The following is a 26505-nucleotide window of genomic DNA, read 5'->3' as shown; positions in this document are numbered from 1 at the left end:
AAAATGCAGGAGGGAAAGATATGCCTGGCGGAAATTATGAAGACAAGCTTACTGCAGCCGAACACGCAACCCTTTGGTCACAATATGTGAATGACAGCCTTGCTGTTTGTATCCTGCGGCATTTTTTGAACCATGTAAAGGACAAAGAGATCCGCAAAGTACTTGAATTTGCCCTCAAATTATCAGAAAGCCACATAAAAAAAATTAATGGGTTTTTATCAAAAGAGAATCAGCCAATTCCATTTGGTTTCACTGACAAAGATGTTAATGTGCATGCACCGTTATTATTTACTGATATTTTTATGGGGATGTACATACACATTATGGCAATACATGGGGGGACAAGATATTCAGGTGCCTTAAGCAATGCTACGCGGGCAGACATTAGGAAGTATATGAAGCAGGTTATAGATGAAACGATGGAATTATTTGATCGTTCTGCTGATGTTTTAATTGAGAAAGGGGTAATGGTCAAACCGCCGATATTAAACAACCAGCACGAAATTGACTTTGTAGGGAAACAGAGTTACTTAACTGGATGGTTCGGGAAGCGGAGACCTGTAAATGCGATTGAAATCAGCGGGATCTATCTGAATATGCAAAAAATAATGATGAAGGTTGTTTTAGAACTTGGATTTGGACAAGTAGCTCAACATAAAGAGGTTCAAAAGTATATGGAAAGAAGCAGACAATTATGCCGCAAACATCTTGAAATTTTATCAGGGATATTAACGCAGTCGAATCTGAATATCCCCAGGACATTTGAGGCAGAAGTAACGGATTCTACCACTCCTCCCTTTTCTGATAAACTTATGATGTATCATATCTCAACCCTTCTATCTGCTTCTATCGGCTTCTATGGGGAAGCGATGGCCATGTCGCAGCGAAGGGATATTGCAGCAAACTATGCACGGATGATTGCTGAGATTGGACTGCTGGCAGAAGATGGGATGAATCTCTTAATAGAACAAGGCTGGTTCGAAATGCCGCCTATGGCTGCTGATCATGAAGATCTGTCAAAGAAAAAGTGAGGAAAATGTTATTAAGTGTTTCTCCCAATGTGGTTCTGATATGTGGTCCAGCCGCCTGATACCAGGCAGCCGGGCCCTTCATTTTTATCTGTCTGCAGCAATCGCCTTTCGTTTATAAAGCACCGACCCCAGAAGGAAGGTAACCGCACCCCAAATCACCATTACGGCAATTCCTGCCCAAAGTGACGCAGTAGCTAAGCCGGTTTCATACACCATGCTCTCTCTTAAACCATCAGCGAAATAGGTGAGCGGCAGAACAGCCGAAATCGGCTGAATCCATTCAGGCATCGTTTCTATAGGGAAAAACACTCCGCTTAAAAACATCATGAGAAAGCTGCAGATATTGGCTACTCCCATATAAGCCTCGGTCGTTTTGCTGAAAGAGGAGAAGAAGTAGCCAAGAGCATTAAAGGATAGAGCGCCGATCAAAAATATGATAATCAGGGTAAAAGGATTAATATAAAGGTTGGCGCCGAATACGAGGACTCCTATTAACGAGAGCAATACGATCTGCACAATGCTGAACAAAAGTCTCATTACCATATCGCTTAACCCGAATATCCCCATATTGGCCGGGGTCATGCGCAGTCTTTTGATTAATCCCTTTCTGCGCATTTCCACCAGGTCCACCATGCCAAACATGCCGCCCTGGGCAATGGATAAAGCAATCATTCCGGTTAAAAGAAAATCGGTATAATCCAATTCATTGGTGCCTGATGTAATCGATTCATATTGCAGATCATATTTAGGAGAGGCACCTGCAGCCAGTAAATTAGCCTGCTGCACAAACTTATCCAGAATGCCGGAAACCGCCTGGGCTGCTGCACCTTGTTCATTTTCTTTATTGATAACAAGAAACACAGAGGATGCTTCCGCTGACTCTGGCAGGATAATGGCGGCATCGACTTCCTGATCTTTTACCCATTCTTCCGCTTTATCCCTCGTAACTGGCTTACCTGATTTCACCTCAAAAACAGGAAGCTCACTGATCTGAGATATCATCATCTCGGAAGCCTGATTCGGACTTGGATCGACTAAGGCAACCTCTGTTTTAAACTCTTCATCTGAATTTCCGCTGAAAATGACCATAAAGATGACCATTAAAATAACAGGGAAAAAGATGCCCCAGAACCATGCCTGTTTTTCACGAAGAGTTAATTTCAGCTGCGCCAGAAACATCATTTTAAATTGATTAAATTTAATGTTAATCCCTCCATTCTTTGCCGGTGAATGCAATAAACACATCTTCCAGGCTCATTTCCCGTATGGAGACCTGTTCCACTCCGTATGAATTTTCTTTAGTAAATTTAAATAAGTCCAAAAGGGTTTCTTCCGGTTTTGATGCCCATATTTTCAGAGCCGCCCCTTCCCGTTCTGTTTTGGAAACAGATGCCAGCTCCTTAGAAAAACAATCAGCGTCCTCAGCTGCCTTTTCTCCATCAAGAAAGCTCATTCTTATTTCCCGCTCATCCGTCAGCTTCTCAATGAGTGCGGAAGGGGTATCGAGTGTAATCACATTCCCCTGGTCCACAATGCATACCCGGTCACTTAGCTTTTCCGCTTCTTCCATGTAATGTGTCGTTAAAATGGTTGTTTTGCCTAATTCCTTTAGATGGAGAATAATATCCCATATATTTCTTCGGGCCTGGGGATCGAGGCCGGTTGTCGGTTCATCCAGAAAAATGATCTCCGGGTCACTAATCAGGGCCAGCCCAATGGCGAGCCTTTGCCTCTGGCCGCCTGAAAGTTTTTTAACGTGATTTTTGCGGTGCTCAGTCAGGTTGACAATTTCAAGAATCTCTTCCGTTGGCCGGGCATGGTCGTAAAAGGAAGCAAAAAGGTTTAGGTTTTCTTCTGGTGTAAGCAAATCAAACATAGCACTTGACTGAGGCTGTACACCAATCTTCTTTTTTATCGAAACGGCATGTTTATTCCAATCAAGGTCACCAAAATGAATTACGCCATTATCAGGTGAAACAAGGCCTTCAATCATTTCCAGTGTCGTCGTCTTACCTGCTCCGTTAGGTCCAATTATTGTGAAAACTTCACCGGCATGAACCGTGAAACTGATATCCTGGACAGCCTTGATTGAGCCAAATGATTTTTGCAGATTTCTTACCTCTAAAACAGTCATTCATTTTCCCCGCTTTCATGACAAGTTGGATGTCAGTATCCTGCAAAATTCTTAACCTTTTATTTAATACGTTGCTAATATTGAAAAAATTCACTTTTTTAGTAAACTTAACAATATCGGTTGATTCCATAATATGGGACAATCAAAAATTGATTAAAATGTCAGGGGAGTAGTGCAGATGAGAGAACTTCCAATAGCAGTTAATGATCTGCTGAATAAGTACATGAAACTATATAAAGAATATATGCCTAATCAGCTTGAAGGTCTATATTTGCATGGATCGCTTGCACTGGATGCTTATGTAGAAGGATCAAGCGATATTGATTTTATTGCGGTTACACATAGAGGGTTAACCCAATCAGAATTGGAAAAGGCTGAGGAGATTCATAAAATAATAGCTGACAATTATCAGTTTCCTGAGATGGATGGGGTTTATATAACTCAGAATGATCTCGGAAAACTCTGTGAAAGTTACTTTTATAATAACGGCAAAATGAATTATGGGCATTTCCTGAACCCAGTCACCTGGTGGCTTTTAAAAAAGAAAGGAATTGCCATTTATGGAGCTCTTCCGGTAATAGAGATAAATGACAATGATTTGGTTTTATACACTTATGAAAACATGAATACCTATTGGGCAAATCGAATCCTGGCAATCGAGAAATCGATTGATGAACTTGAACAAGTAGCCGAGTCTGAGGTGGATAAAGAAATTGAATGGACGGTGCTGGGTTTATTGCGGCAGTTTTACACATTGAGGGAGAAGGATATTATCTCTAAGCAAGGGGCCGGGGAGTACTCTCTAAAGCATTTGCCGGAAGAATGGCACCCAATTATACAAGATGCCATCAATATTCGCAAAGGTGAGGAAGATAGACTTTATGCAGGAAAGCTTGAACGAATAGAAGAATCTATTAAACTGTCAAAATATCTTATAAACCAATCATCAGCAAATAGGAATAAGTGAGCTTCCCATGATGTGAAGCTCACTTGGCTGAAGGCGGTTATGTTAACCTCATTGGAGTATTCAAATTATGGGAATCCCGGTAGGATCGATAAGAAACAAATCTTTTTCCATGTGAGGATCCATCCAGTTGAAGAATTCGTTCATTGATTGTCTCCATATACAGAAAGTCATCATTCGCATTTAGCCGGTAAAAAGTGTAGGTGTTTCCAAGCAGCTCTCTCTTTGTTATTTGTGTATCGGGATGCTGCTGAATGAATTCTGACAGCTGCTTAACAGACACGGAAGGAATGTCTGCCATTTCATAAAGCTTCCCTTTAAGGTTTGATTTTAGCTTGTTTACGGCACTCATTGCCTTTTCTTTATATTTATTTCTGGACATGAAGTCACTCCTTAATAATGAGATATTAAGAATAATTTCCATTTGCAGAAAGATTAAACATTCCCGTAAGGAAAGTCAAGAACAGTATCAAATAAAAAAATATTGATGACATCTTTCCTGTACTTTGAACGAAAGGAAGTGCGTGTTCAAATGAGTAATTTAATACCCGATTGTGAAAATTGTTTTGGGCTTTGCTGTGTGGCCCTGCCTTATGCAAAATCTGCAGACTTTGCTTTCGATAAAGAAGCAGGCAAGCCATGTCCAAATCTTAAGGCTGATTATCGCTGTCAAATTCATGCTGACCTCAGGGGAAAAGGCTTCAGAGGATGTACCTCATTTGAGTGCTTTGGTGCAGGCCAGCAAGTATCTCAAAACACCTTTAAGAATAGAGACTGGCGCAGTCATCCAGAACTTCAGAAAGAAATGTTTGATGTGTTCCCCGTCATGCACCAGCTTCATGAAATGCTTTTCTACTTGACTGAAATTTTGCATTTGGAAGCCGCCAGGCCTATTCATGGTGAAGTCAGTGGGATTTTGGGCAAAACGGAGGAGTTAACTAATATGGAACCGGATTTAATTATGGCTATCGATGTTCAGGCACATAGGGAAGAAGTCAATAAGCTGCTTCTGATAGCCAGTGAGATTGTCAGGAGGAATTCAGGATTAAATCACAAATCTTCAAAAAAAAATAACGGCCGGCGAGATTTTATCGGGGCCAAATTAAGAGGTGAGGTTTTCTGCGGGGCGAATTTAAGAGGATCCTTATTTATTGCAGCTGACCTGCGCAAAGCTGATTTGAGATATACAGATCTTATTGGGGCGGACTTCAGGGACGCAGATTTAAGCGGAGCCAATCTAATGGGAAGTATTTTTCTCACACAGGCTCAGGTTAATTCAGCAAAAGGGGATATGCATACGAAGCTGCCTAAGGATTTACAGAGACCAGAGCATTGGGTGAATGAATAGGAAAGGAGATCTGCTGAATGACACAGAACGAAATCGTGCTTGTTGTCAGTACATCAATTATACAAGAAGGCAAAGTGCTGATGATAAAAGAGAATAAAGCCACAGTAAAGAATAAATGGAATTACCCGTCAGGCCATGTTGAAAAAGGGGAAGATATTCTTGAAGCTGCCTGCAGGGAAGTTAAAGAAGAAACAGGCCTGGATGTTAAGCTGACTCATACAACTGGAATCTATAACTTTATCAGCAGTACGGACCATCAGGTCATCTTATTTCATTTTATTGGTCAAATAACAGGGGGGTTTTTGAGCCTTCAGGAAGAAGAAATAGCCGATAGCAAGTGGGTCAATCTATCAGACTTTAAAAGGTTTAAGGACGAGGAATTCCGTGATGCCAAAGTCATTAGGCAAATTCATGATGCCATAAGAGCTGATAAGCTTTATCCCATCGAACTGTTTCATAAAAAGTTAAGCTGACAAAGTGAAAGGGATTTTCAGGAATTTTGTCGAAAGAATACCCTATCGAAAAAAATAGGCGGGGTATGAATGGAGTTTATAATTAAGAATGATTATTTTCATAAAGCAATTGGAGAAGTAAGCAGTGTAGTATCAGCTAAGACTCCTTTTCCTATTTTGACCGGGATAAAGCTGACTGCAGGTGAGAATCATTTAACACTCACTGGGAGTAACACTGATATTGTGATTGAAAAGGTCATTCCTGCATCTGATGAAGAAGCCGGACTTGAGATTGCAGAGAGTGGAAGTGTTGTTGTAACATCCAGATACCTGACAGAGCTCATTAAAAAGCTGCCGGGTGATATCCATATCAAAGCGGATGAAAAGAATAGCATGACAATAATGTCAGACGAAATCCTCACTTCATTAAATGGGTTTCCTGCTGAAGAGTATCCAGCACTTCCCGAATTTGAAGATTCTCAAGGAATTGAACTTTCTTCAGCAAAATTAATAGAAATGATAAAGCAAACCGTGTTTGCTGTTTCAAAGAATGATACAAGGCCGGCTCTTACCGGTGTACATATGAATTTTAACGGAAAAAGCTTTTCATGTGCCGCAACTGATTCACATCGATTAGCTTTTCTGGAGACAGGGATCCGTTATTCATTTAATGGCTCTTTCATTGTTCCGGGCTCCAGCCTTAAGGAACTTTTAAAGCTATTGGCTCATCAGGAAGAAAGTAAAGTACAAATCTTTTCATCAGAGAGCTATTTAGTTTTCAAAACAAAATCAATCATGCTCTGTTCACGGCTTATCGAAGGCAAGTATCCAGATGTAACTGGACTTATCCCGAAGGAAGCGAAAACAGTCATAAAACTGGATGCAAAAAAACTATTAAAGGGTATTGACCGCGCCTGCCTGTTTGCCCATGAGTGGAAAAATAATAATGTCCTTTTGGAGATGAAAGAAGGAGCATTGAAAATATCCTCTGTTTCCTCTGCCATGGGAAAAATTGAAGAAACACAGCCTCTTTTAGAAATCATTGGCGAGCGGGAACTATCTATTTCACTCGATGGGACCTTTTTAATGGATGCCCTAAAAGCCATACAGGAAGAGCATGTTCTTTTGAGCTTCAGCGGCTCAATGAGACCGGTTATAATCAAGCCTGTCAGCGGCGAGTCTTATATTCAGCTGGTTTCGCCTGTCAGGTCCTATTAAAAGATGAATTTTATTCTTTATGCACCATCCGTCAGCAAACTCAGCTGGAGGGTGGTGCTTTTTTGCGTCCTGCAAATACAAGTCTATATTTCCATTTTCACCCTATATAAAATAGAAGAGATAAGATTAATCCAATCCTCGTAAAGGCAGCTAACTACATTTGACCTCTGAGTTGATTGGAGCGGAGGGCGCTCGACTCCTGCGGGAAGTGAGGGAAGTGTGAGACCCCGCAGGCGGAGCCGAGGAGGCTCGCATTCCTCCCCGCGGAAAGCAAGTGCCTGGAGCGGAAATCAACGGGCAAAATTTAGAAAACACAAATCCAATCTTAAGAAATTCTTAAGATTTCTATTACATTAATGTTAAGATTTTACGTTTAGTATAAAAATATGAAAAAGAGCACCGTGAAAGCAGGGGAATTATGGATAACTATAATGTACTTGTCGTAGATGACGAAAAAGAGATCAGGGACGCCATTGAAATTTATCTCAAAAATGAAGGCATCACCGTTTTAAAAGCAAAGGATGGAATCGAAGCTCTGGAGATTTTGAATGAGAACCAGGTGCATTTGATTATTTTAGATGTCATGATGCCAAGGCTGGATGGCATTTCGGCTACATATAAAATTCGCGAGAAGAAAAACATCCCGATTATCATCCTGAGTGCCAAAACAGAGGATACCGATAAAATCCTCGGGCTGCAAGTTGGCGCTGATGATTATGTGACCAAGCCCTTCAATCCGATGGAATTGGTTGCCCGCGTGAAATCGCAGCTGAGAAGATATGTGACATTCGGAACATTTGAAGGAGTTAAAAAGGTCATTGATCTGAACGGCCTTATGCTTGATAAGGAAGCAAAAGCAGTGACTGTTAATGGAGAGCCGGTGAAATTGACTCCAATCGAGTATAAAATTGTGGAGCTTTTAATGACAAATGCCGGACGCGTTTTCTCCATAGATGAAATTTATGAACGGGTATGGAACGAACCGTGCTATAACGCGGAAAATACGGTGGCGGTACATATTCGGAAAATCCGTGAAAAAATTGAAATTGATCCGAAAAATCCGAGATATTTAAAGGTGGTATGGGGAATTGGATACAAGATGGAAAAATAGATTCATCATTGTGATGATAATGGTTTTATTTGCTTTCGGAGCAAGCGGCGTTTTGGCAGTTTTGATTAATGCGAGGGAATATGCAAACCCTGATTACTTTCACACAGCAGAGTTCAGAAGTGAAATAGATCAATATGCCGGCTATCTGGAATTGTATGAACTGAATAACGTGCCTATTGAAAAAGCGAAAGAAGCGATTGAGGTGACGGAAGAGGAAATTAATGAACATCGTTATCGTTATGGAACACTTCCTGAACAAATTGATAGTATAAAGAACCAATATGAGCCTAGGATTGAAGAAGCAAAAGCGGTGAACAGCAGTGAAATAGCACAATCTTTAAAAGATCAAATGTATAAAAAAATTGAAGATGTCACGAAAAACTTTGAAAGTGACGAACATGTACGCACCAAAGTGGTTAAGGAAAAAGAAGAGAAATTAGAAGAATTCTATAAAGAGAAAGAACAGCTCCGGGATCAGTACGATTACTATAAGGATTCATTTACCTATTATTTCAAAGACACTTCGACTGGTGAAGTATATACCAATTTAACTTTAGCCAGGAATGAATCTCCGGATGAAGTCATGGAAAAAGAAATGCTATATCATACCGATTATACGATGGATAAAAATTATTTCCTTCATTTTATTATGGGGGGATATGAGGAATTTGATCAGGCACTGGTTGAATCGCAATCAGGCTACTTTAAGGGACAAATAGGCCTTGCTAAAAACCTTCCTGAATCAAATATGTTCATTGATCAGAATAATCATTTCAAACAAAAACAGATTGTCTTATTAATTTATGGCGGTTCAGCGGTTTTAGCTGTTATCGCTGCATTGATTGCCGGCAGAAAATCAAAGGCCCTGTCAGCTGAAATCAAAAGGTGGGAGCCTTTATACAATAAGATGCCTATTGATTTACGGATCACCTTCTTAGGTTTATCAGCAATGGGCGGCATTTTAGCACTTTTTCTGGTAAACGATTTTCTTATAGACAGCTACAACATCTTCTCGCGTGTAATTGAATTGATTATTGTTCTCCTAGGAGCATCGGTTCTTTGCGGCCTGACAATTGTACAGTTCAAATATATTGCAAGTGAATTTAAGGACTTCGAAAACGCAAAATCAGTCTTGAAAAAAAGTCTGATGTATAGGGCGGCCAGCGGTTTGAAAACCAGCCTCCAGGAAGCTTTTATAAACCGGAGCACAGGAACGCAGCTGTTTGTTGTTCTATTAATCATCTTTGGAATGGGAATGGGTTCCATTATCATGTTCTTCCACCCGCTGTTTGTCCTGTTTTATGTACTAGTTTTAGCTTTTGCTGGTATTCCTCTTGTTATGGCATTAATCAGACGCGTTGGATATTTCAACCGTATTGTTGAGACTGCAGATGAATTGGCTTCAGGCCACATGGGACAGGACTTGCCGGTTAAAGGAAAAGGCGTCCTGGCTTCACTCGCAGGAAACATGAATGTATTGAAGCAGGGCGTAAAAACGTCCCTTAGCGAACAGGCAAAAAGCGAAAGGCTGAAAACGGAACTGATTACAAACGTCAGCCATGATTTAAGGACACCTTTGACTTCCATTATTACGTACACGCAGCTGATGAAGTCAGGCGAGGTATCAGAAGATGATCGCTCTGCCTACCTTGAGATCATTGACCGGAAATCTAAACGGTTAAAAGTTTTGATTGATGATTTATTCGAGGTCTCAAAGATGGCAACCGGCAATATTGAGCTTCGAAAAGAAAGAGTAGACCTGGTCCAGCTGCTGCAGCAGGCGCTTGCAGAGCATGATAATGCCATTAGGGAATCCAATCTGCAATTCCGTGTCACCAAGCCTGATCATCCGGCAATCGCCAATGTGGATGGCCAAAAGCTCTGGCGGGTATTTGATAATTTAATAGGCAATATTCTTAAATATTCATTGGAACATTCACGGGTCTATATTGCCCTTGCGAAAGCCAAAGGCCAGGCAGTCATTACGTTTAAAAATGTTTCAAAATACGAGCTCGATGACCAGAGTGAAGAATTGTATGAGCGATTTAAGCGGGGAGATAAATCAAGGCATACAGATGGTTCCGGACTGGGGCTCGCCATTGCGAAGTCGATCATTGACCTTCATGAAGGGAATCTCGAAATAGATACAGATGGTGATTTGTTCAAGGTGAGCATTTCGCTGAAATTAGAGGAGTAAGGGAAGAGGGGAATTATGGATATTGCAGAGCTGTATACCTGCTATTATAAACGGCTTTATCATATATGTTTTTCGATGACAAGGGACGCGTATCTTGCAGAAGATATCGTTCAGGAAACGTTTATTAAAGCCATGAAGAAGGCGGAAACCATTATAGATGAAGAAAAAGCAGGGGCATGGCTGTCTGTCATTGCCAGAAGAACCGCACTGGATATGATTCGGCGGGAAAAGCGGAAGACTGCAGTGCCGATGGAGCAGGACACTCTTGAAAGCTTCTGCCTCATTACAAAGCAAGATGTCGAACAGGAAGTGGAATCAGGTTTTGCGCTTAAGGAAATCAAGTCAGCCATCAGACAGCTTGCATCGAACTACCAGGAAGTACTTTTGCTCAAAGTTGATGGAGGATTAAAAGAGCATGAAATTGCCGCTGTTCTAAATTTAAAGCCTTCAACTGTGAAAACCAGGATTTTCAGGGCAAGAAAGCAGATGAGAGTATTAACGGGATTAGGAGCTTAATTGAAAGAGAGAGTTGACCAAGTTTTCTTACGGGTCTGCTCTCTTTTTTTATTTTAAAACTATTCAAATAATTGGAAAAATAATGTTTAAACTATGTATAACAGGGTATTCGCCAACCAGAGTCTATTATCTTCCATAATTACACCAAACAGGATAACTTCCCCTAATTTTGTAAACAATAGTAACGTTCTGAAAGGAAGGGATGATTAAGATTGACTAAAAAAATACCGCCGTTTTTGAGGAAATTGCGTTACTTTGGAAAATCGGAGGACATAACAGATCATGCCACCGTTTCACCTTATGACCGGGAAACTGAGAAAATTTACAGGAGACGATGGCAGCACGATAAGGTAGTGAGAACAACCCATGGTGTAAACTGCACGGGGTCCTGCAGCTGGAAGGTGCATGTCAAGGACGGAATTATCACATGGGAGACCCAGCAGACAGACTATCCTACCACAGGGCCTAATATGCCGGAGTATGAACCGAGGGGATGTCCAAGAGGTGCAACGTTTTCATGGTATACATACAGTCCCATTCGGATCCGTTATCCATATGTCCGCAGCGCTTTGATTGAGCTGTGGAGAGAGGCTTATAAAGAGCATAAAGATCCGGTTGAAGCCTGGAAAAGCATTGTAAATGATCCAGATAAGTCTGCCAGATATAAATCAGCGAGGGGTAAAGGCGGTTTTGTCCGCTCAAGCTGGGATGAATTGAACACGCTGATTTCGGCCTCACTGATTCATACAATCGAAGAGTTTGGACCTGATCGGATTTTTGGCTTCTCGCCGATCCCAGCCATGTCAATGGTCAGCTATGCGGGCGGTGCGAGATTTTTAAATCTGATTGGGGCATCACTCTTAAGCTTCTATGATTGGTATGCAGATTTGCCTCCTGCTTCACCGCAGATCTGGGGGGAACAGACCGATGTGCCGGAGAGCTCGGATTGGTATAATTCCAGCTATTTAATGGTTTGGGGCTCCAATCTGCCGCAGACACGGACTCCGGATTCGCACTTCATGGTGGAAGCCCGCTATCGCGGAACTAAAGTGGTGGCTGTAAGCCCTGACTATGCTGAATTCGTTAAGTTTGCCGATAAATGGCTGCCTGTACAGGCGGGCATGGACGGAGCCATCGCCATGGCGATGACTCATGTTATTTTGAAGGAGTTCTATGTTGACCAGCAGGTGGACTATTTTAATAACTATGTTAAGCAATATACAGATCTGCCTTATCTTCTTGTGTTAAAGAAAAATGGTGACTTTTATCAGGGAGATAAGTTTTTAAGAGCATCAGATATTGGCAGAAAAACAGAGAACGGGGAATGGAAAACCGTAGTGCTCGATAAGAACACAAAAGAGTTTGCCGTTCCTAATGGCAGCATAGGACACCGCTGGGAAAATAACCAGAGCTGGAATCTTCATTTAAAAGACAGTGATAATGAACTGGATGGCATAGACCCGGTTCTTACCCTTAAGGGTATGGAAGATGAAGTTGTAATGGCCGGATTTCCGTTCTTCGGGACAGAGAAAAAAGAAGTGTTAAAGCGTGGGATTCCTGTTAAAAAGTTTAAAAAGGACGGGGAAACCTATGTGGTGACAACCGTTTTTGATATGCTTCTGGCCAATTGCGGCGTGAATCGGGATTTGCCTGGAGATTACCCGAAGGATTACGATGATCCGAAGCCTTATACACCTTCATGGCAAGAAGGCATCACAGGGGTGAACAGGAAGGATTGTGCACAGATTGCAAGAGAGTTTGCTCAAAATGCCATCGATTCAAAGGGAAGGTCCATGATTATCATGGGATCGGGAATTAATCATTGGTACCATTCGGATATGATTTACCGCGCCATTTTGAATATGGTTCTCCTTACTGGCTGCCAGGGTGTAAATGGAGGAGGATGGGCGCATTACGTAGGCCAGGAAAAAGTCCGGCCGCTTGAAGGCTGGCAGACCGTTGCCATGGCGAGGGACTGGGGCGGCCCGCCAAGGCTCCAGAACGGGACTTCCTTTTTCTATTTTGCAACTGAGCAATGGCGCTATGACAATCAAATGTCTGATGAATTAATTTCACCGCTCGTCGACAAACCGACTTATAAGCATCCAGGTGATTATAATGTCCTTTCTGCAAGACTCGGGTGGCTGCCGTCCTATCCGCAGTTTAATGAAAATTCCATTAAAATTGCCGAAAAAACTGGACTGACAGACAAAGATGAAATCATTCAATCGGTCGTCAGGCAGCTGAAGGAAGGTACACTGAAGTTTGCCATCGAAAATCCGGAGGATCCGAAAAACTTTCCGAAGGTCCTGTTTGTGTGGCGGGCCAACCTGATCGGAAGCTCTGCCAAGGGACATGAATATTTCCTGAAGCATCTTCTGGGTACACATCATGGAAACTTGAGCGAGCAGAATGAGGAAGACCTGACCAATGAAATCAGCTGGGTGCAGGAGGTGCCTGAGGGCAAGCTTGATCTGATGATCGACTATGACTTTAGAATGTGCGGAACCGGCTTATACTCTGATATTATCATGCCGTCTGCGACCTGGTATGAAAAATATGATGTTTCGAGCACGGATATGCACCCTTTTATCCATCCGTTCAATCCGGCGATTACTCCTCCATGGGAAGCCAAATCGGACTGGGACGCATTTAAAAATCTGGCGAAGCGTTTTTCTGAAATGGCAGGAAAGTATTTTAAAGAGCCGATTACCGATCTTGTGGCAACACCGCTCTTGCATGATTCCAGGGACGAAATCTCCCAGGCATACGGGAAAATACCGGACTGGAAAAATGGGGATGCAGAGCCACAGCCGGGCGTTAATATGCCTAGGCTTCATCTGGTGAAAAGAGATCTTTCGAAGGTGTATGACAAGTTCATTGCACTCGGTTCGAATGTAAAAGAATCAATCGGATCAAAAGGAATCGGGTGGGATGCTGCCAAAGAATATGAAAAGCTGAAGGCCATGATTGGCACAGCTTCACAGACAAAGGATTACAAAGACCTGCCAAGCCTATATACGGATCGGAATGCAGCTGAGACGATTCTGACATTGTCCAGCACAACCAATGGTTCGCTTGCGATGAAAGCCTGGGGGGCATTAGAAAAGAAAACAGGATTGCAGCTGAAGGATTTGGCGGAGGAAAGGGCAGAAGAGCATGTGTCCTTTGCAGAAATTACAGCTCAGCCAAGGAAGGTTATTTCATCTCCGGTATTCAGCGGAACGGAAACCGGAAACCGGCGTTACAATCCTTTTACCACAAATGTGGAGCGCCTAGTGCCATGGAGGACCCTGACGGGCAGGCAGCATATTTACATGGATCATGATTTAATGCTGGAGTTTGGCGAAGAGCTTCCGAACTTTAAGGCGCCGCTCCATAAGCTTGCTTTCTACAAAGGTGATCATGAGCCTGCAGGCAAAGGAAATGAAATCACCCTTAGCTATTTAACACCGCATTTTAAGTGGTCGTATCACAGCACATACGGAGATACGCTCCCAATGCTGACCCTTTTCCGCGGCGGGCCGCATGTCTGGCTCAATAATGAAGATGCTGCGTCTGTCGGCATAGAGGATAATGACTGGATTGAGATGTATAACCGGAACGGTGTCGTCGTGGCCAGAGCTGTGGTCAGCCACAGAATGCCACAGGGAATCGTGTTCATGTATCACGTTCAGGAACGCCACATTAATGTGCCTGGTTCCCCTATCACCAAACAGCGCGGAGGCACCTTTAACAGCCCGACAAGAATCCATGTGAAGCCGACTCAAATGATTGGCGGCTATGCTCAGTTTAGCTACGGATTTAATTACTATGGACCAACTGGGAACCAGAGGGATGAAAAGGTGGTTATCCGGAAAATGAACAGGGATGAGGTGGATTGGCTTGAAGATTAAAGCGCAGTTCGGGATGGTCATGAATCTTGATAAATGCATCGGCTGCCATACCTGCAGTGTGACCTGTAAAAACACCTGGACGAACCGTCCGGGTGTTGAATACCAATGGTGGAACAATGTGGAGACCAAGCCGGGCATCGGCTATCCGAAGGAATGGGAAAACCAGGAGCTGAGAAAAGGCGGGTGGGCGCTGAAAAATGGGAAGCTGGAGCTGAAGGCAGGCGGCCGCGTCAATAAACTGCTCAATATCTTCTATAACCCTGACCTTGCCGATATTGATGATTATTATGAGCCCTGGACATATGACTATGAAAACCTGATTCAGAGCCCTGAGAAAAAACATCAGCCGGTAGCAAGGCCAAAGTCCCAGCTGACAGGTGAGTATATGGACATCCAATGGGGCCCGAACTGGGAGGATGACCTCGCAGGTGTGCATGTAACCGGAAAGAAGGATCCGAACATGGCTGGGCTGGATGATCAAATTAAATTTGAATTTGAACAGGCATTTATGATGTATCTGCCGAGGATTTGTGAGCACTGCATGAATCCTTCCTGCGTGTCTTCCTGCCCATCAGGAGCCATGTACAAGCGGGAAGAAGACGGTATTGTGCTTGTGGACCAGGAAGCATGCCGCAGCTGGCGGTTCTGTATGACGGGATGTCCGTATAAAAAAGTCTATTTTAACTGGAAGACCCATAAAGCTGAAAAATGCACCTTCTGTTATCCGAGAATTGAAGCAGGGCTGCCAACTGTCTGTTCGGAAACCTGTGTCGGCAGGCTTCGCTATATCGGGATTGTCCTATATGATGCCGATAAAGTGAAGGAAGCGGCATCTGTTCCTGATGATAAAGATTTATACGAAGCCCAGCTGGATATGTTCCTGGATCCTCATGATCCGGAAGTAATTAAGGAAGCGAAAAAAGAAGGCATTCCGGATGATTGGATTGAAGCCGCGCAAAGATCGCCAGTTTATAAAATGGCCGTGGAACAGCGGATTGCGCTTCCGCTTCATCCTGAATATCGCACGCTGCCGATGGTTTGGTATGTTCCGCCGCTAAGCCCATTTGTGAATGCGTTCGGAGGACAACTTGATGATTTGGATCCAAACATCATTTTCCCAACGATTAACCAGTTCAGGATCCCAATCGAGTATTTAGCCAATTTGTTCACAGCAGGTGATACAGAAGTGATTAAATCTGTGCTTAAAAAGCTTGTTGCGATGCGGACCTATATGCGCCAGATCAACCTGGGAAAAGAACCGGACACAAGCGTACTGCAAGCATCGGGAATGACAGAAGAGACAGCTCGCGATATGTATGAACTCTCAGCTATTGCCAAGTATTCCGACCGATATGTGATCCCAGCTTCCCATAAAGAAAGAATCGGTGATATGCACAAAATGCAAGGAAATGCCGGCTTTGATGATTTGGCCACAGACTGTAATTCCTGCAGTGTCGGTTCCGAAAGAGATCCGCTTTACTATTACGGCGAGGAATATTGGAGTGATTTGGATGAATCAAAGCCAAGCGGTCTATAATTTAGCATCTGTCCTGCTTCAGTACCCATCCAGTGAATGGAAAGACTATTTGCCTGACCTGCATAGTGAAGCGGACTCCCTGGATGATAAGCAAATCGCCGCCAGCCTGAAGAAATTTTTGAACTATCTGGACAGTACTGCTTATGAGAATCTGTGCCAAAATTATGTCCTGACCTTTGATTTTAATGAACGCAGCACCTTGTACCTGACATATTCCGTGTTTAAAGATAATCGGGAGAGAGGGCCGGCGCTGGTTAAATTGAGGCAGGAATTCAAGGAGGCGGGGGCAGAGCTCGAGAGCGGCGAGCTTCCGGACTATCTGCCGCTTATTTTGGAATTTGCGGCTATTACGGAACCTGAGAAATCAGCTAAGCTGCTGAAGCTGCACTTTCGGTCAATTGAGCGCCTGTCTTTGGAACTTGAAGCCCAGAACAGTCCTTATCACTTCCTGCTGGCGGCATGTGTCGACTGCATCAAGCTGCTTCGCGCATCTGATACAATTGGCAGCTCGGATGAAAGGAGAATCATATGAGCAGTCTTGATCTGTTTTTATGGGTGATTTTCCCTTATATTTGTCTGACGATATTCGTGCTCGGGCATATTTACCGTTACAATACAGACCAGTTTGGCTGGTCGGCTAAATCAAGTGAATTCCTGGAAAAGAAAAAGCTTAAATGGGGCAGCATTCTGTTCCATTGGGGCATTGTCTTCGTGTTTTTCGGTCATGTAGCAGGCGTATTGATACCTAAAGTATTCTACGATACTGTGGGGATTACGGAGCATATGTATCATTTTGGCGCCGTCTGGTTTGGCGGAGCGGCTGGAGTCATTTGCGTAATCGGCGGTGCATTGCTATTTGCAAGACGTGCATCCGTAAAACGGATTAAAGTGAACAGCCAATTCAAAGACTGGCTATCACTCGTTATGCTTGGCATTGTGGTCATCGTCGGTTTTACCAACACAGTCGGATACACGGCATCCGGAGGGGATTTCGATTACAGGGTGACCATTGGCCCATGGTTTAGAGGGCTTTTAACCTTTAACCCGGATCCCGCCTATATGATCGGAGCGCCGATCGGCTTCCAGGCACATGTATTGCTGGCATTTGTCCTATTTGCCATCTGGCCATTTACAAGGCTGGTTCATGTGTGGAGCCTGCCTTTGGCTTATCTGAAAAGGAGATATCTTGTGTATCGGAAAATGTCGCCTGCTAAAAATCAGGATGTAACTAAGCGCTAAAAGAAATAAGGAGCGGAAAGGCTTCATCGTGATACAGCCTTTCTTTTTCCTTTACAAGGAGGAATTATTGTTGGCAGGCCCAGCGTTAAAAAACCATTATTCACACCAATCCATTCATGACGGGTATTATACGGAAGGCCGCGATCTCACTGAAGTGCTCGTTAAACTGGATCGTGAAGGCAGAGAGAAGGAGTGCGGGATTGCTGCAGAGGCTCTCGTGGAGCATTGGGAGACCAGAACCATTGCCCATGCGGATTCCGAAGAGGAAGGGTTTTATCAGGAGGTTATGAACGATAAACCGGACCTGAAGGAGGAAGTCATTAAGCTGATCAGAGATCATGATCTCTTAAGAATGCTTGTTTCTGATCTGAAGGAAAGAATTCCGCGTGATGGAGTAACGGAAGAAGTGATTGACCGTTTTAAAACCATTCTCCTGCTGGTGGATATTCACAATCGTGCAGAGGAAAGAGTGTTATTCGGAATGAACCATAAAGGACATTTGCAAGAGTTGCGTGAAAACGATGAAGGAACCGCATCTGGCCTATAAAGTAGAAAACAGCTCCCATGGAGGAAGCTGTTTTTTATTTTTTTGAGATATCGCTGAACATCGCAACATGCAGCTTTGGTTCTTCTGCATCATTTTTGATGGTACTGATGGTTAGCCACTCTGGAAAGATCTCTCCGTTTTTCTTTTTGTTCCAGATTTCACCCTGCCAATATCCTTTCGTCTCAATTTCCTCCCACATCTGCTTATAAAAATCTTTTGTATGTTTTCCTGACTGCAGGATTGCAGGTGTTTTGCCGACCGCTTCCTCCGGTGTATATCCAGTAACCTTTGTAAAGGCAGGATTTACTTTTTTAATAATTCCTTTTAAATCGGTAATCATCATGCCGGACTCAGTACTTTCAAGGACCTGTTTCGATAAGCTGAGTTTATCCTGGTAGTAAAGCCAAACGACCAGAATTAAGCTTGCAAGGGCAAATTCGGATAATGCCATAAAACCAATGGCATAATGCCCGGTCCAATCGAACAGGATGGTTAAAATAATCGGCGGGAAAAATCCGCCAAGTCCCCCCATAGCAGCAACTATCCCATTGACAATCCCGGCTTGTTTGGAAAAATACATGGGCACAAGTTTAAATATCGTACCATTTCCGATTCCTGCACAAATTGCTACACCGAGACATCCAACTGTGTAGATCGGAAGTGATGGCGTGAAGGATAGGAGAAAGCCGCCGAATGTCAGCCCGGAGAATACAAGCATCAAAATGACAAAGGAATTGAATTTATCCCCAAGCCAACCGCCGACAGGGCGCAAAAAGGTAGCAATTGCAATAAAGCCGGCCGTCCGAAGTCCTGCATCCACTTTATCCAGTCCAAAGTGATTTACAAGGAAATTGGGCAAATAAATGGTAAAAGCTACGAAGGATCCGAACGTGATGAAATAAAACAAACTTAACAGCCATAACTTGGGATTGCGGTAAACACTTTTAATCTGCTCCCCGAGAGACACCTGGACTTTCTTTTCCTTACGGTCACCAAGCAGGAAGTTTAATACCGCAATGAGTGCTAAAAGGATGATAAAGAACTGCACCGTAATTCGCCAGCCGAAGCTGTTTGCCAGTACCGGCGCCAAAAAAGCGGTTAATGCTGTGCCGATGTTGCCGGCGCCATAAATGCCGTTTACAAAACCGTGCCGTTCTTTTGGATAGTATTTGGGCAAGGAGGTAACACCGACAGAGAAAACTGCTCCGCCTATTCCCAGTAAAAGCCCTCCGAGGATGAGGGTCATCTTCGTACCTGCTAAACTGATCACAAACACAGGCAGAATCAAGACAATGAAGCTTATGGTAAAAATAGGCCTTGCACCATACCGGTTGGTCCAGTAGCCGATTGGGACTCTTAATAAAGACCCCAATATGACAGGGATGGCCGTGACTAACGCCACCTCTCCCGGCTTGAGGGCAATATCGGACTGGATATAGGGCATAAGTGAGGAAAGAATGACCCACACCATGAAGCCGACAACCAAACTTCCTGTCTGCAGAACTAATTGAAAGCTTCCTTTTTGCATAACGCTCTCCTTTCATGTATGAAAATGCATGTGTGAACGTGATGTATATAGGGCAATCTTAGTTTTAAAATACCCAAATGCTTACAGGTCAACCATACTTTTTACGAGACCATAACCTGAGTTGACAAAATCGGGAACATGATCTTTGCATAGCAAATTGATGAATAAGGAAAAATATATTAAAACTTTGATTATCTGTTGGGGGAGATAAGTTCTTTACATTAAAAGCATTGAAAAAATAAAAGGCGGTTCATTGTATGTATTGGTTTCCTTATCTTTCATTGGCCATTAATCTCATGTAATCAGGTTTATGCCAAAACGTTTAACAAATAAAAAAATATACTTCAGCTGGGCTGTCATTGCTTTGATTAACTTAAGTACAGACGTAACGCTAAGTTTATATTTTCGGCTGTATGAGTTAAACGGAGGGGGAGTACAGCTGGGGGTTCATATCATTGAATTAACTCTTGGGGCATCATTTGGGATCATCTTTTAATTTTATGCCGGAAAGCAGGCGTTCTTTTTTCTTTTATACAGCAGCCTGGGTCCAGATTTTAATATTCAGCCTCCCGGATATGATTCCCTGCAAATGACGAAATATATGATTCAGGAACTGGATTATTATAAAGTAATTTATAAAAATGAAATAGCAGGCGGGATTATCGTTACGATTTCCGGAAAATCATATGGACGGATTGATCGGATTTTTATGCGGCCTGATCTACAGGGGTGCGGAATTGGTTCAGCTGTCATTACGTTTATAGAAAATCATTATCCCTATGTGAAGGCATGGGAACTCGAAACATCGGCCAGACAAATCAATAATCATCACTTCTACGAGAAAATGGGCTTTCAATTATCTTTTAAAACGGATGAAGAGTATTGTTATGAGAAACGAACCGGTCCTTCGAAACAGGATCTTAGAGATTCTCAATTTGAGAACTCCGATATGGGAAACACTGAATTTTACAAAGTGAATATGGCGGAAAGTTCGTTCAGCAACAGCAGCCTGAGTAAAGCACATTTCAGCAATTGTAATTTAAGTCATTCAAAGTTTCAAAATATTAATCTCCAAAAAACGCTGTTTGCCGACTTGAATCTATCCGAAAGCAGGTTCATGCATGTTACATTAAGCGGAGTGCAATTTACTGAGACAAATCTTCGGGGTGGAGAGAATCCCGTTTCCTTTCATGGATGTAACCTGGAAGGGAGTAAAATAACGAACTGCCGTTTGAAAAATGTTGAAGTTTCCGATAGCAGCATTGCTGGAATGAAGATCAATGGTATTCCGGTGGAAGAATTATTGCGTGTTTATGAACAAAATAAATGAGGGCCGCACGATTCTGTATTATGATAACTTGAAATGAAGCGGGGAGCTTTTGGCATGAGTAAGCCTGATGTAATGGAAATGGTTAATCAGTTATTAGAAGAAGCAAAGTTCCTATTAAAGGATAATTTTAAAGGTTTTTATTTGCATGGCTCACTGGCGATGGGCGGATTTAACCCTGATAGAAGTGATGTTGATATTTTAGTTGTAACGTATCATTCCTTGTCATCTGTTATTAAAAGTAAGATGGCAAAGTTACTCTTAAAGTGCTCCAATGCACCATTCCCCATTGAAGTCAGCTTTTTGAATGAAAAAGATCTCAGCAATTGGCAGCATCCATGTCCGTTTGATTTTCACTATAGTGAATTTTGGCGGGAGAGATTTGAAGAAGAAGTGGATCCGCATAGCGTTTCAGGTTATGATCCTGACTTGGCTGCTCATATTACAATCCTTCATCATCGAGGGATTTGTGCTGCTGGCGAATCTATAAAAGCAACCTTTCCTAATGTGCCGAGAGAGGACTACCTGTCTTCTATCCTGGGGGATTATCGTGATTGCCTTGAAAATCTTAAAGAGGATCCTGTTTATAGTGTCTTAAATATGATTCGGATATATTGGTATCTCAAGGAAGATGTTATATCATCCAAGTATGAAGCCGGGGAGTGGGCACTGAAGTCAATGCCGGATGAGTTTATATCTGCTATTCAAAAGAAAGTGGGAATATATAGTTCAGCTGCAAATGATCATACTGACATAGATTTTACTAAGCTTTATGATTTAAGAGATTATATTGATGGTGAAGTCCAGAAGCTGCTAAGCTGGTATGGCACTTAGTCGAGAGGAACAATGGCGAAAAGGCGAGTGATAAAGGGAATTGGTGGTTAATCCTGCGTCTGCTTTTGCTCCGAAAACGGCTTCCTCTGACTGCATCTTTTATTTTTCCCATTATGTACCTAATGAGTCACGATCTTACTGAAGATAAAAAGGAGGTCATACTATGAGCTTAGGTTCAACATATCTAAAGATCGTAAAGAAAAGATTTCAGGCTGTGAAGGAATTGGCGGATATAACCATTCAGCGGCTTTCCGGGGAGGAGTTGAATTGGACTTTCAATGAAGAGTCCAATAGTACAGCAGTAATTATCAGGCATATGAACGGCAATATGGTTTCACGGTGGACAGATTTTTTGATCTCAGATGGAGAAAAGCCTTATCGAAACAGAGATGAGGAATTTTCAACAGCTACTGCTTCAAAAGATGAACTAATTTTGATTTGGGAAAGAGGGTGGAAGGTGCTGTTTTCCGCGTTAGAAAGTTTAAAAGAGCAGGATCTTCTTAAAAATATCACTATTCGAGGCGAGAGCCATCTAGTTATAGATGCAATAGAAAGGCAGATGGCACATTATTCTTACCATGTTGGACAGATTGTTTATATCGGCAAACTAATAAAAAGTGGTGAGTGGGAAAGCCTCAGTATTCCTAAAGGGAAATCAGATCAATTTCTTAAGTAAATGCTCGACAAACATAATGACGGTAAATAGGCATTGTGTCCATCTAAAATCGAAGGAAAGTCATTCAGTAAATAAAAGCATAACGATCTTGGCAGGCATTATTTTAATTTCTCTTTATATGTTATTTCTCTAAAATTTTGATTGGATTCCGTTTAGTTCTTTTCTATTAGGCATGTTGATGCTGGTGATAAGATTGTAAGAGCGGGAGAAAGGGGAATGTGGATATGGTATATAGGTATTTTTGAAACTGTATTTATCTTTTCATCGCACTTCAATCATTCCCAACATAATGGTATAATCAGGAAAAAATGAAAGAAGTGTTCTTTTTGGATCTAATTACGGGGAAAATCCTGTTTACTTCCTTATTCATCATTCTTATACATAGTATTGAAACACTGGCCTATGCTGTCCGATTATCGGGTGCCAGGGTCAAGCTGATCGCATCAGGGCTTTCTTTGTTCAGTACCATTGTCATTGTTTCACGAATGGCGAACATGGGGCAGCAGCCGCTGCTTGGGAGTATTATTGATACTGCTCCAGAACAAAACTTTCTCGGTTACGTTGAAAATCAGTTCAGGGTGTTAATTGGGGCATCCACAATAGGGACCATCGTTGGAATTTTGATGCTGCCGACATTCATAGCGATTTTCTCAAGAGCCATTATCCGTCTCGCCGATGCAGAAGGGTCAGTGCCTTCGCTGCTAAAAGTCGGGTTTAGCTTGAAATCGGCAAAGACAGCAATCAGCCATTTTAAGTTTCCGGGAATCTCCTATTTAAATGGACTTAAATTCAGTGAAATACCCAAACGGCTATTTTTATTCAATATGTTTGTAACCGCCATCTATACAATTGGAGTGCTGTCAGCACTATATGCTTCGCTGCTTACACATGATAGCTCAAGAACAGCGATTATGGCATCTGGCCTGATAAACGGTGTAGCAACAATCCTGCTATCGATTTTTGTAGACCCAAAAATTTCTGTCATGTCAGATAATGTGGTGCGCGGAAAAGCCAAGTATACGAGTTTAAAAGGAATCTCCATTATGATGGTTACCTCCAGATTGATCGGGACTGTCCTTGCTCAGATCATATTTATACCCGGGGCCTATTATATTGCCTGGGCTTCAAAGTTTTTTGTATAGAAAAAACGGCACTGCTCATTCAGTGCCGTTTTCGATTTAGATACTTTTGCTCTTGCGCTTGCTGATGAATTTGTAAGCAAAGAAAATAATGAGTCCCGCAAGGATAATCAGGACTAGAGGAAGGGCGTAGCTATTGAAAATTTCCTCTGCTTCTTTATAATGAGGGCCAAGTTTAAACCCAAGATAAACATAGAATGCGGTAATCGGAAGCATTGCCAGGAATGTATAGATTGAGAACTTCCACACATTCATTTTGGCCATTCCGCATGGAATCGATATTGCTGTACGGACAACCGGCATAAAGCGGGCAAAGAAAGCGACCCCAGAACCGTACTTCTCAAAGAACTTGTCCGAAGCATCAATCTGTTTTTGTGAAACTAAGAAGTATTTTCCGTATTTTAAAACCATGGGACGGCCGCCATATCGGCCCAGCGCATATAATGTCAGCGGCCCGATCGTTCCTCCCACAGTGCCTGCTAATACAACCAGATAATAATTAAAGTCACCCTGGAAGACCCAAAAGCCGGCCAAAGGGAGAACCACTTCTGCCGGAACAAATTCAAAGCAGAGGGCAAGCAATATTCCAAAGTAAGAGAACTGTTTTAAAAATTCAATTAAGCTGATAACAATTTCTGACATAGCCACACATCCTGTAAATTTATAAAAAGGTAATTCTTCAAGTACATAAGTCAGTCTAACGGGTAATAGGAAAACAATCAAGTATTTATCGCTGTCTAACGGTCAGTAAGACCCCGCTTCAAGACTCAGAAGAACCAAAGGAGGATAAGTGGGGGTCAAACTGCCCGTAAAGGCCCGAAAGAAGGATAAAGACTAAGAACGCCACGTCCTGTGGCAACGTCTTTGTGACCCACTTCCTGTGGGCCTCAACTAACAATCAGCAGGGAGAAAAGCACTCCCTGCTGATTGTAGTTTCACTTTATATAGACACAAAAATGGCGGCTGCCGAAATCGGAGCCGCCGTTTTTTCTTAAGCTAACTGGGGCTTGCTTTTAAAAACCTCCAGATAATGAAGCTGGTGTCCATCTTTTTCGTGGACTTTAAAAGTAAATCCATCCGCTTCAATCTCTGTTCCTATCTCTGCTTCCATATGCTGTGTAAGGAACCAGCCGCCAATAGTATCTACGTCTTCATGCTCAAAATCCGTGCCAAGCAGATTATTGACATCTTCAATAAGAAGCTTGGAATCAAGGATATAATGGTTATCGTTTAGCTTTCGTATCTCAGGAACTTCATCTTCATCAAATTCATCACGGATCTCACCGACTATTTCTTCAAGAATGTCTTCAACGGTCACCAATCCGGAAGTTCCGCCATATTCATCCATTAAAATGGCAATATGAATGCGTTCCTTTTGCATTTTGACAAGCAGGTCATGAATTGGAATGCTTTCAATGACATGGATGACCGGGTTAATAAAGGAGTCAAGATCAAGATTCTCCGGGGTAATCCTGTCTGTAAGACTGGCTGTCAGAAATTCTTTTACATTAATAAACCCGCGGATATTATCCTTATCCCCATCTTCAACAGGGTATCGCGTGTAATTTTCTGTTTGGATGGTTTGCATAATTTCTGCCAGTGTATGATCTGAAGCAATCGTAATCATCTCTGTTCGCGGCACCATGATTTCTTTTGCAATTCTTTCATCAAATTCAAAGATATTGTTCACGTACTTTAATTCATTCTTATTGATCTCACCGCTCTTATAACTCTCGGATAAAAGAATTCGCAGTTCTTCTTCAGAATGGGCCATTTCATGCTCAGAAGCCGGCTTTAAACCAAATAGGCCAACGAGTACCCGGGCAGATCCATTTAAGAACCAAATGAATGGGAACATCACTCGGTAGAACCAGATAATCGGTGCTGCGAACGCCATTGTAACTGCTTCCGCTTTCTGAATGGCAACGGTTTTAGGTGCAAGCTCTCCTACAACGACATGCAGGAAGGTGACTAAAGCAAAGGCAATACCAAATGATAAAATATGGGTAAGGGACTCTGCTATTTCAAACCTCTCAAATAACGGATGCAATAACTTTTCAACCGTTGGCTCACCAAGCCAACCGAGACCTAATGCGGTGATAGTAATCCCCAATTGGCAGGCCGATAAATATTCATCGAGGTGCGTGACGACTCTCTTTGCCGCTATAGCCCTTTTATTCCCTTCAGCAATCAGCTGATCAATTCGGGAAACACGGACCTTTACAATCGCAAACTCGGTTGCTACGAAGAATGCGGTTAATGCTATTAATAATGCAATCAATAATAAATTTATGGTTGTCAACAAGCAGTCTTACTAAAAAGTAAGACATACACCTCCTAAAATGGTAATAATACTTAATAAGTTCACTACTTAAATTGTGCCCAAACAAATATGCATAATGCTCCAAAATTCAAAAAACCAATATTAGTTCAGCAATAAAAGCAGTGACTGAATTAATGATAAGCTTTCATGTGAAATATTTTTTTTAACGTATTCATATTTTTCCGGATCTGATTTTTTCAGCTGAGAAAGTGCTTTCGTTACATCCTCCTCCAGATCCTGAATTTTTAGCCTTAGCTCAAGAACATCTACCTCTTCAGAAAATTGGCTGATGACTTTTTTCTTGATTTCCTCCAATGACAAACCATCCGCTTTACATTTCTCGATGAAAGCAATACGTTCGATGGAGGAGTGGTCATAATAGCGATAATTTGAAGGTGAACGTTCTGCTTCTAAAAGACCCAGGGAAGTATAGTAATCAATCGTTCTCTTCGTAACCTTTGCTTTTTCAGCCAATTCTCCTATTCTTA

25 protein-coding genes are annotated in these 26505 nt (G+C 42.4%); 18 read left to right on the top strand and 7 right to left on the bottom strand.

Translation table 11 applies throughout. The annotated features are described in order from the left end of the window. Positions 1–20 precede the first annotated feature (20 nt). Positions 21–1031 carry a DUF3231 family protein gene (locus CE058_RS05875; protein ID WP_163141043.1) on the top strand — a complete coding sequence of 337 codons (1011 nt, stop codon included), beginning with the start codon at positions 21–23 and terminating at the stop codon, positions 1029–1031. Positions 1032–1115: 84 nt separating this feature from the next. Here CE058_RS05875 and CE058_RS05870 read toward each other — a convergent pair whose 3' ends face one another. After that, on the bottom strand, positions 1116–2276 hold the full coding sequence (locus CE058_RS05870; RefSeq protein ID WP_286167897.1) for an ABC transporter permease: 1161 nt from the start codon (positions 2274–2276) through the stop codon (positions 1116–1118). Then, entirely contained in the window at positions 2236–3165 is a 930-nt protein-coding gene (locus tag CE058_RS05865; RefSeq protein ID WP_163141040.1) for an ABC transporter ATP-binding protein, read from the bottom strand. Before CE058_RS05865 ends, CE058_RS05870 begins: the two co-directional genes overlap by 41 nt. A gap of 178 nt (positions 3166–3343) precedes the next feature. Between CE058_RS05865 and CE058_RS05860 the strand changes: the two genes are divergently transcribed. After that, positions 3344–4132, top strand: coding sequence for an aminoglycoside adenylyltransferase domain-containing protein (locus CE058_RS05860; protein ID WP_163141037.1), 789 nt, complete (start codon positions 3344–3346; stop codon positions 4130–4132). A gap of 37 nt (positions 4133–4169) precedes the next feature. Here the strand turns inward: CE058_RS05860 and CE058_RS05855 are convergent, their stop codons facing one another. Continuing rightward, positions 4170–4511 (bottom strand): hypothetical protein, encoded by a 342-nt coding sequence (locus tag CE058_RS05855; RefSeq protein WP_163141034.1) that lies wholly within the window; start codon positions 4509–4511, stop codon positions 4170–4172. A gap of 150 nt (positions 4512–4661) precedes the next feature. On the opposite strand from CE058_RS05855, the gene CE058_RS05850 reads away from it, so the two are divergent. The 11 genes from CE058_RS05850 to CE058_RS05800 all read left to right on the top strand — a co-directional run bounded on the left by CE058_RS05850 (position 4662) and on the right by CE058_RS05800 (position 18190). Continuing rightward, positions 4662–5477, top strand: a complete 816-nt coding sequence (locus tag CE058_RS05850; RefSeq protein WP_286167895.1) for a pentapeptide repeat-containing protein — start codon at positions 4662–4664, stop codon at positions 5475–5477. Positions 5478–5494: 17 nt separating this feature from the next. Next, the gene (locus CE058_RS05845) at positions 5495–5950 is read left to right on the top strand and encodes an NUDIX hydrolase (protein WP_163141028.1); all 456 of its coding nucleotides are present in this window, start codon (positions 5495–5497) and stop codon (positions 5948–5950) included. 69 nt (positions 5951–6019) lie between these two features. After that, positions 6020–7147 (top strand): DNA polymerase III subunit beta, encoded by a 1128-nt coding sequence (dnaN, locus tag CE058_RS05840; protein WP_163141025.1) that lies wholly within the window; start codon positions 6020–6022, stop codon positions 7145–7147. Positions 7148–7565: 418 nt separating this feature from the next. Continuing rightward, a complete protein-coding gene (locus CE058_RS05835; RefSeq protein ID WP_163141022.1) occupies positions 7566–8258 on the top strand; it encodes a response regulator transcription factor in 693 nt (230 codons plus the stop codon). After that, on the top strand, positions 8236–10455 hold the full coding sequence (locus tag CE058_RS05830) for a sensor histidine kinase (protein ID WP_250800765.1): 2220 nt from the start codon (positions 8236–8238) through the stop codon (positions 10453–10455). The genes CE058_RS05835 and CE058_RS05830 overlap by 23 nt, the downstream gene beginning before the upstream one ends. 15 nt (positions 10456–10470) lie before the next feature. Continuing rightward, positions 10471–10971, top strand: a complete 501-nt coding sequence (locus tag CE058_RS05825) for an RNA polymerase sigma factor (protein WP_048009989.1) — start codon at positions 10471–10473, stop codon at positions 10969–10971. 212 nt (positions 10972–11183) lie between these two features. Continuing rightward, positions 11184–14867 carry a nitrate reductase subunit alpha gene (locus CE058_RS05820; RefSeq protein ID WP_048009990.1) on the top strand — a complete coding sequence of 1228 codons (3684 nt, stop codon included), beginning with the start codon at positions 11184–11186 and terminating at the stop codon, positions 14865–14867. Continuing rightward, a complete protein-coding gene (narH, locus tag CE058_RS05815) occupies positions 14857–16404 on the top strand; it encodes a nitrate reductase subunit beta (RefSeq protein WP_048009991.1) in 1548 nt (515 codons plus the stop codon). The genes CE058_RS05820 and narH overlap by 11 nt, the downstream gene beginning before the upstream one ends. After that, on the top strand, positions 16379–16936 hold the full coding sequence (gene narJ, locus CE058_RS05810; protein ID WP_048009992.1) for a nitrate reductase molybdenum cofactor assembly chaperone: 558 nt from the start codon (positions 16379–16381) through the stop codon (positions 16934–16936). The genes narH and narJ overlap by 26 nt, the downstream gene beginning before the upstream one ends. Then, positions 16933–17643 carry a respiratory nitrate reductase subunit gamma gene (gene narI, locus CE058_RS05805; protein ID WP_048009993.1) on the top strand — a complete coding sequence of 237 codons (711 nt, stop codon included), beginning with the start codon at positions 16933–16935 and terminating at the stop codon, positions 17641–17643. Before narJ ends, narI begins: the two co-directional genes overlap by 4 nt. Before the next feature lie 70 nt (positions 17644–17713). Beyond that, positions 17714–18190, top strand: coding sequence for a hemerythrin domain-containing protein (locus CE058_RS05800; RefSeq protein ID WP_048009994.1), 477 nt, complete (start codon positions 17714–17716; stop codon positions 18188–18190). Positions 18191–18224: 34 nt separating this feature from the next. Here CE058_RS05800 and CE058_RS05795 read toward each other — a convergent pair whose 3' ends face one another. After that, a complete protein-coding gene (locus tag CE058_RS05795) occupies positions 18225–19718 on the bottom strand; it encodes a nitrate/nitrite transporter (protein WP_048009995.1) in 1494 nt (497 codons plus the stop codon). A gap of 310 nt (positions 19719–20028) precedes the next feature. Here CE058_RS05795 and CE058_RS05790 point away from each other — a divergent pair, with 310 nt between their 5' ends. The 5 genes from CE058_RS05790 to CE058_RS05770 all read left to right on the top strand — a co-directional run bounded on the left by CE058_RS05790 (position 20029) and on the right by CE058_RS05770 (position 23697). Then, the gene (locus CE058_RS05790; RefSeq protein ID WP_163141019.1) at positions 20029–20214 is read left to right on the top strand and encodes a hypothetical protein; all 186 of its coding nucleotides are present in this window, start codon (positions 20029–20031) and stop codon (positions 20212–20214) included. A 93-nt stretch (positions 20215–20307) separates the two neighbouring features. Then, positions 20308–21048: a GNAT family N-acetyltransferase gene (locus tag CE058_RS05785; RefSeq protein ID WP_163141016.1), complete on the top strand. Its 741-nt coding sequence runs from the start codon at positions 20308–20310 to the stop codon at positions 21046–21048. A gap of 54 nt (positions 21049–21102) precedes the next feature. Beyond that, complete coding sequence (locus CE058_RS05780; RefSeq protein ID WP_163141013.1) at positions 21103–21879, top strand: aminoglycoside adenylyltransferase domain-containing protein; 777 nt, start codon at positions 21103–21105, stop codon at positions 21877–21879. A gap of 163 nt (positions 21880–22042) precedes the next feature. Next, complete coding sequence (locus CE058_RS05775; RefSeq protein WP_048010001.1) at positions 22043–22555, top strand: DUF1572 family protein; 513 nt, start codon at positions 22043–22045, stop codon at positions 22553–22555. Between the two features lie 326 nt (positions 22556–22881). Continuing rightward, positions 22882–23697, top strand: a complete 816-nt coding sequence (locus CE058_RS05770) for a lipid II flippase Amj family protein (protein WP_163141010.1) — start codon at positions 22882–22884, stop codon at positions 23695–23697. 36 nt (positions 23698–23733) lie between these two features. On the opposite strand, the gene CE058_RS05765 is transcribed toward CE058_RS05770, so the two are convergent. The 3 genes from CE058_RS05765 to CE058_RS05755 all read right to left on the bottom strand — a co-directional run bounded on the left by CE058_RS05765 (position 23734) and on the right by CE058_RS05755 (position 26491). Beyond that, positions 23734–24336 (bottom strand): DedA family protein, encoded by a 603-nt coding sequence (locus CE058_RS05765; RefSeq protein ID WP_163141007.1) that lies wholly within the window; start codon positions 24334–24336, stop codon positions 23734–23736. 349 nt (positions 24337–24685) lie between these two features. Next, positions 24686–25996: a hemolysin family protein gene (locus CE058_RS05760; RefSeq protein WP_163141004.1), complete on the bottom strand. Its 1311-nt coding sequence runs from the start codon at positions 25994–25996 to the stop codon at positions 24686–24688. A 123-nt stretch (positions 25997–26119) separates the two neighbouring features. Then, positions 26120–26491 (bottom strand): MerR family transcriptional regulator, encoded by a 372-nt coding sequence (locus tag CE058_RS05755; RefSeq protein WP_048010004.1) that lies wholly within the window; start codon positions 26489–26491, stop codon positions 26120–26122. Between the last annotated feature and the right edge of the window lie 14 nt (positions 26492–26505).

Source organism: Bacillus sp. 22-7 (assembly GCF_010628845.1).
In the GTDB taxonomy this organism is placed as follows: Bacteria; Bacillota; Bacilli; order Bacillales; family Cytobacillaceae; genus Cytobacillus; species Cytobacillus firmus_B.
Note: the sequence above shows the minus strand (reverse complement) of the source record. Positions and strands in the feature narration are given on the sequence as shown.

Bases quoted from the DNA above. Each gene is read 5' to 3' on its own strand.
- CE058_RS05780 (WP_163141013.1), top strand. From the start codon at position 21,103: ATGAGTAAGCCTGATGTAATGGAAATGGTTAATCAGTTATTAGAAGAA.
- CE058_RS05875 (WP_163141043.1), top strand. From the start codon at position 21: ATGCCTGGCGGAAATTATGAAGACAAGCTTACTGCAGCCGAACACGCA.
- CE058_RS05825 (WP_048009989.1), top strand. From the start codon at position 10,471: ATGGATATTGCAGAGCTGTATACCTGCTATTATAAACGGCTTTATCAT.
- CE058_RS05790 (WP_163141019.1), top strand. From the start codon at position 20,029: ATGCCAAAACGTTTAACAAATAAAAAAATATACTTCAGCTGGGCTGTC.
- dnaN (WP_163141025.1), top strand. From the start codon at position 6,020: ATGGAGTTTATAATTAAGAATGATTATTTTCATAAAGCAATTGGAGAA.
- narJ (WP_048009992.1), top strand. From the start codon at position 16,379: ATGAATCAAAGCCAAGCGGTCTATAATTTAGCATCTGTCCTGCTTCAG.
- CE058_RS05865 (WP_163141040.1), bottom strand. From the start codon at position 3,165: ATGACTGTTTTAGAGGTAAGAAATCTGCAAAAATCATTTGGCTCAATC.
- CE058_RS05845 (WP_163141028.1), top strand. From the start codon at position 5,495: ATGACACAGAACGAAATCGTGCTTGTTGTCAGTACATCAATTATACAA.
- CE058_RS05765 (WP_163141007.1), bottom strand. From the start codon at position 24,336: ATGTCAGAAATTGTTATCAGCTTAATTGAATTTTTAAAACAGTTCTCT.
- CE058_RS05870 (WP_286167897.1), bottom strand. From the start codon at position 2,276: ATGTGTTTATTGCATTCACCGGCAAAGAATGGAGGGATTAACATTAAA.
- CE058_RS05775 (WP_048010001.1), top strand. From the start codon at position 22,043: ATGAGCTTAGGTTCAACATATCTAAAGATCGTAAAGAAAAGATTTCAG.
- CE058_RS05850 (WP_286167895.1), top strand. From the start codon at position 4,662: ATGAGTAATTTAATACCCGATTGTGAAAATTGTTTTGGGCTTTGCTGT.
- CE058_RS05785 (WP_163141016.1), top strand. From the start codon at position 20,308: ATGACGAAATATATGATTCAGGAACTGGATTATTATAAAGTAATTTAT.
- CE058_RS05795 (WP_048009995.1), bottom strand. From the start codon at position 19,718: ATGCAAAAAGGAAGCTTTCAATTAGTTCTGCAGACAGGAAGTTTGGTT.
- CE058_RS05860 (WP_163141037.1), top strand. From the start codon at position 3,344: ATGAGAGAACTTCCAATAGCAGTTAATGATCTGCTGAATAAGTACATG.
- CE058_RS05855 (WP_163141034.1), bottom strand. From the start codon at position 4,511: ATGTCCAGAAATAAATATAAAGAAAAGGCAATGAGTGCCGTAAACAAG.
- CE058_RS05835 (WP_163141022.1), top strand. From the start codon at position 7,566: ATGGATAACTATAATGTACTTGTCGTAGATGACGAAAAAGAGATCAGG.
- narI (WP_048009993.1), top strand. From the start codon at position 16,933: ATGAGCAGTCTTGATCTGTTTTTATGGGTGATTTTCCCTTATATTTGT.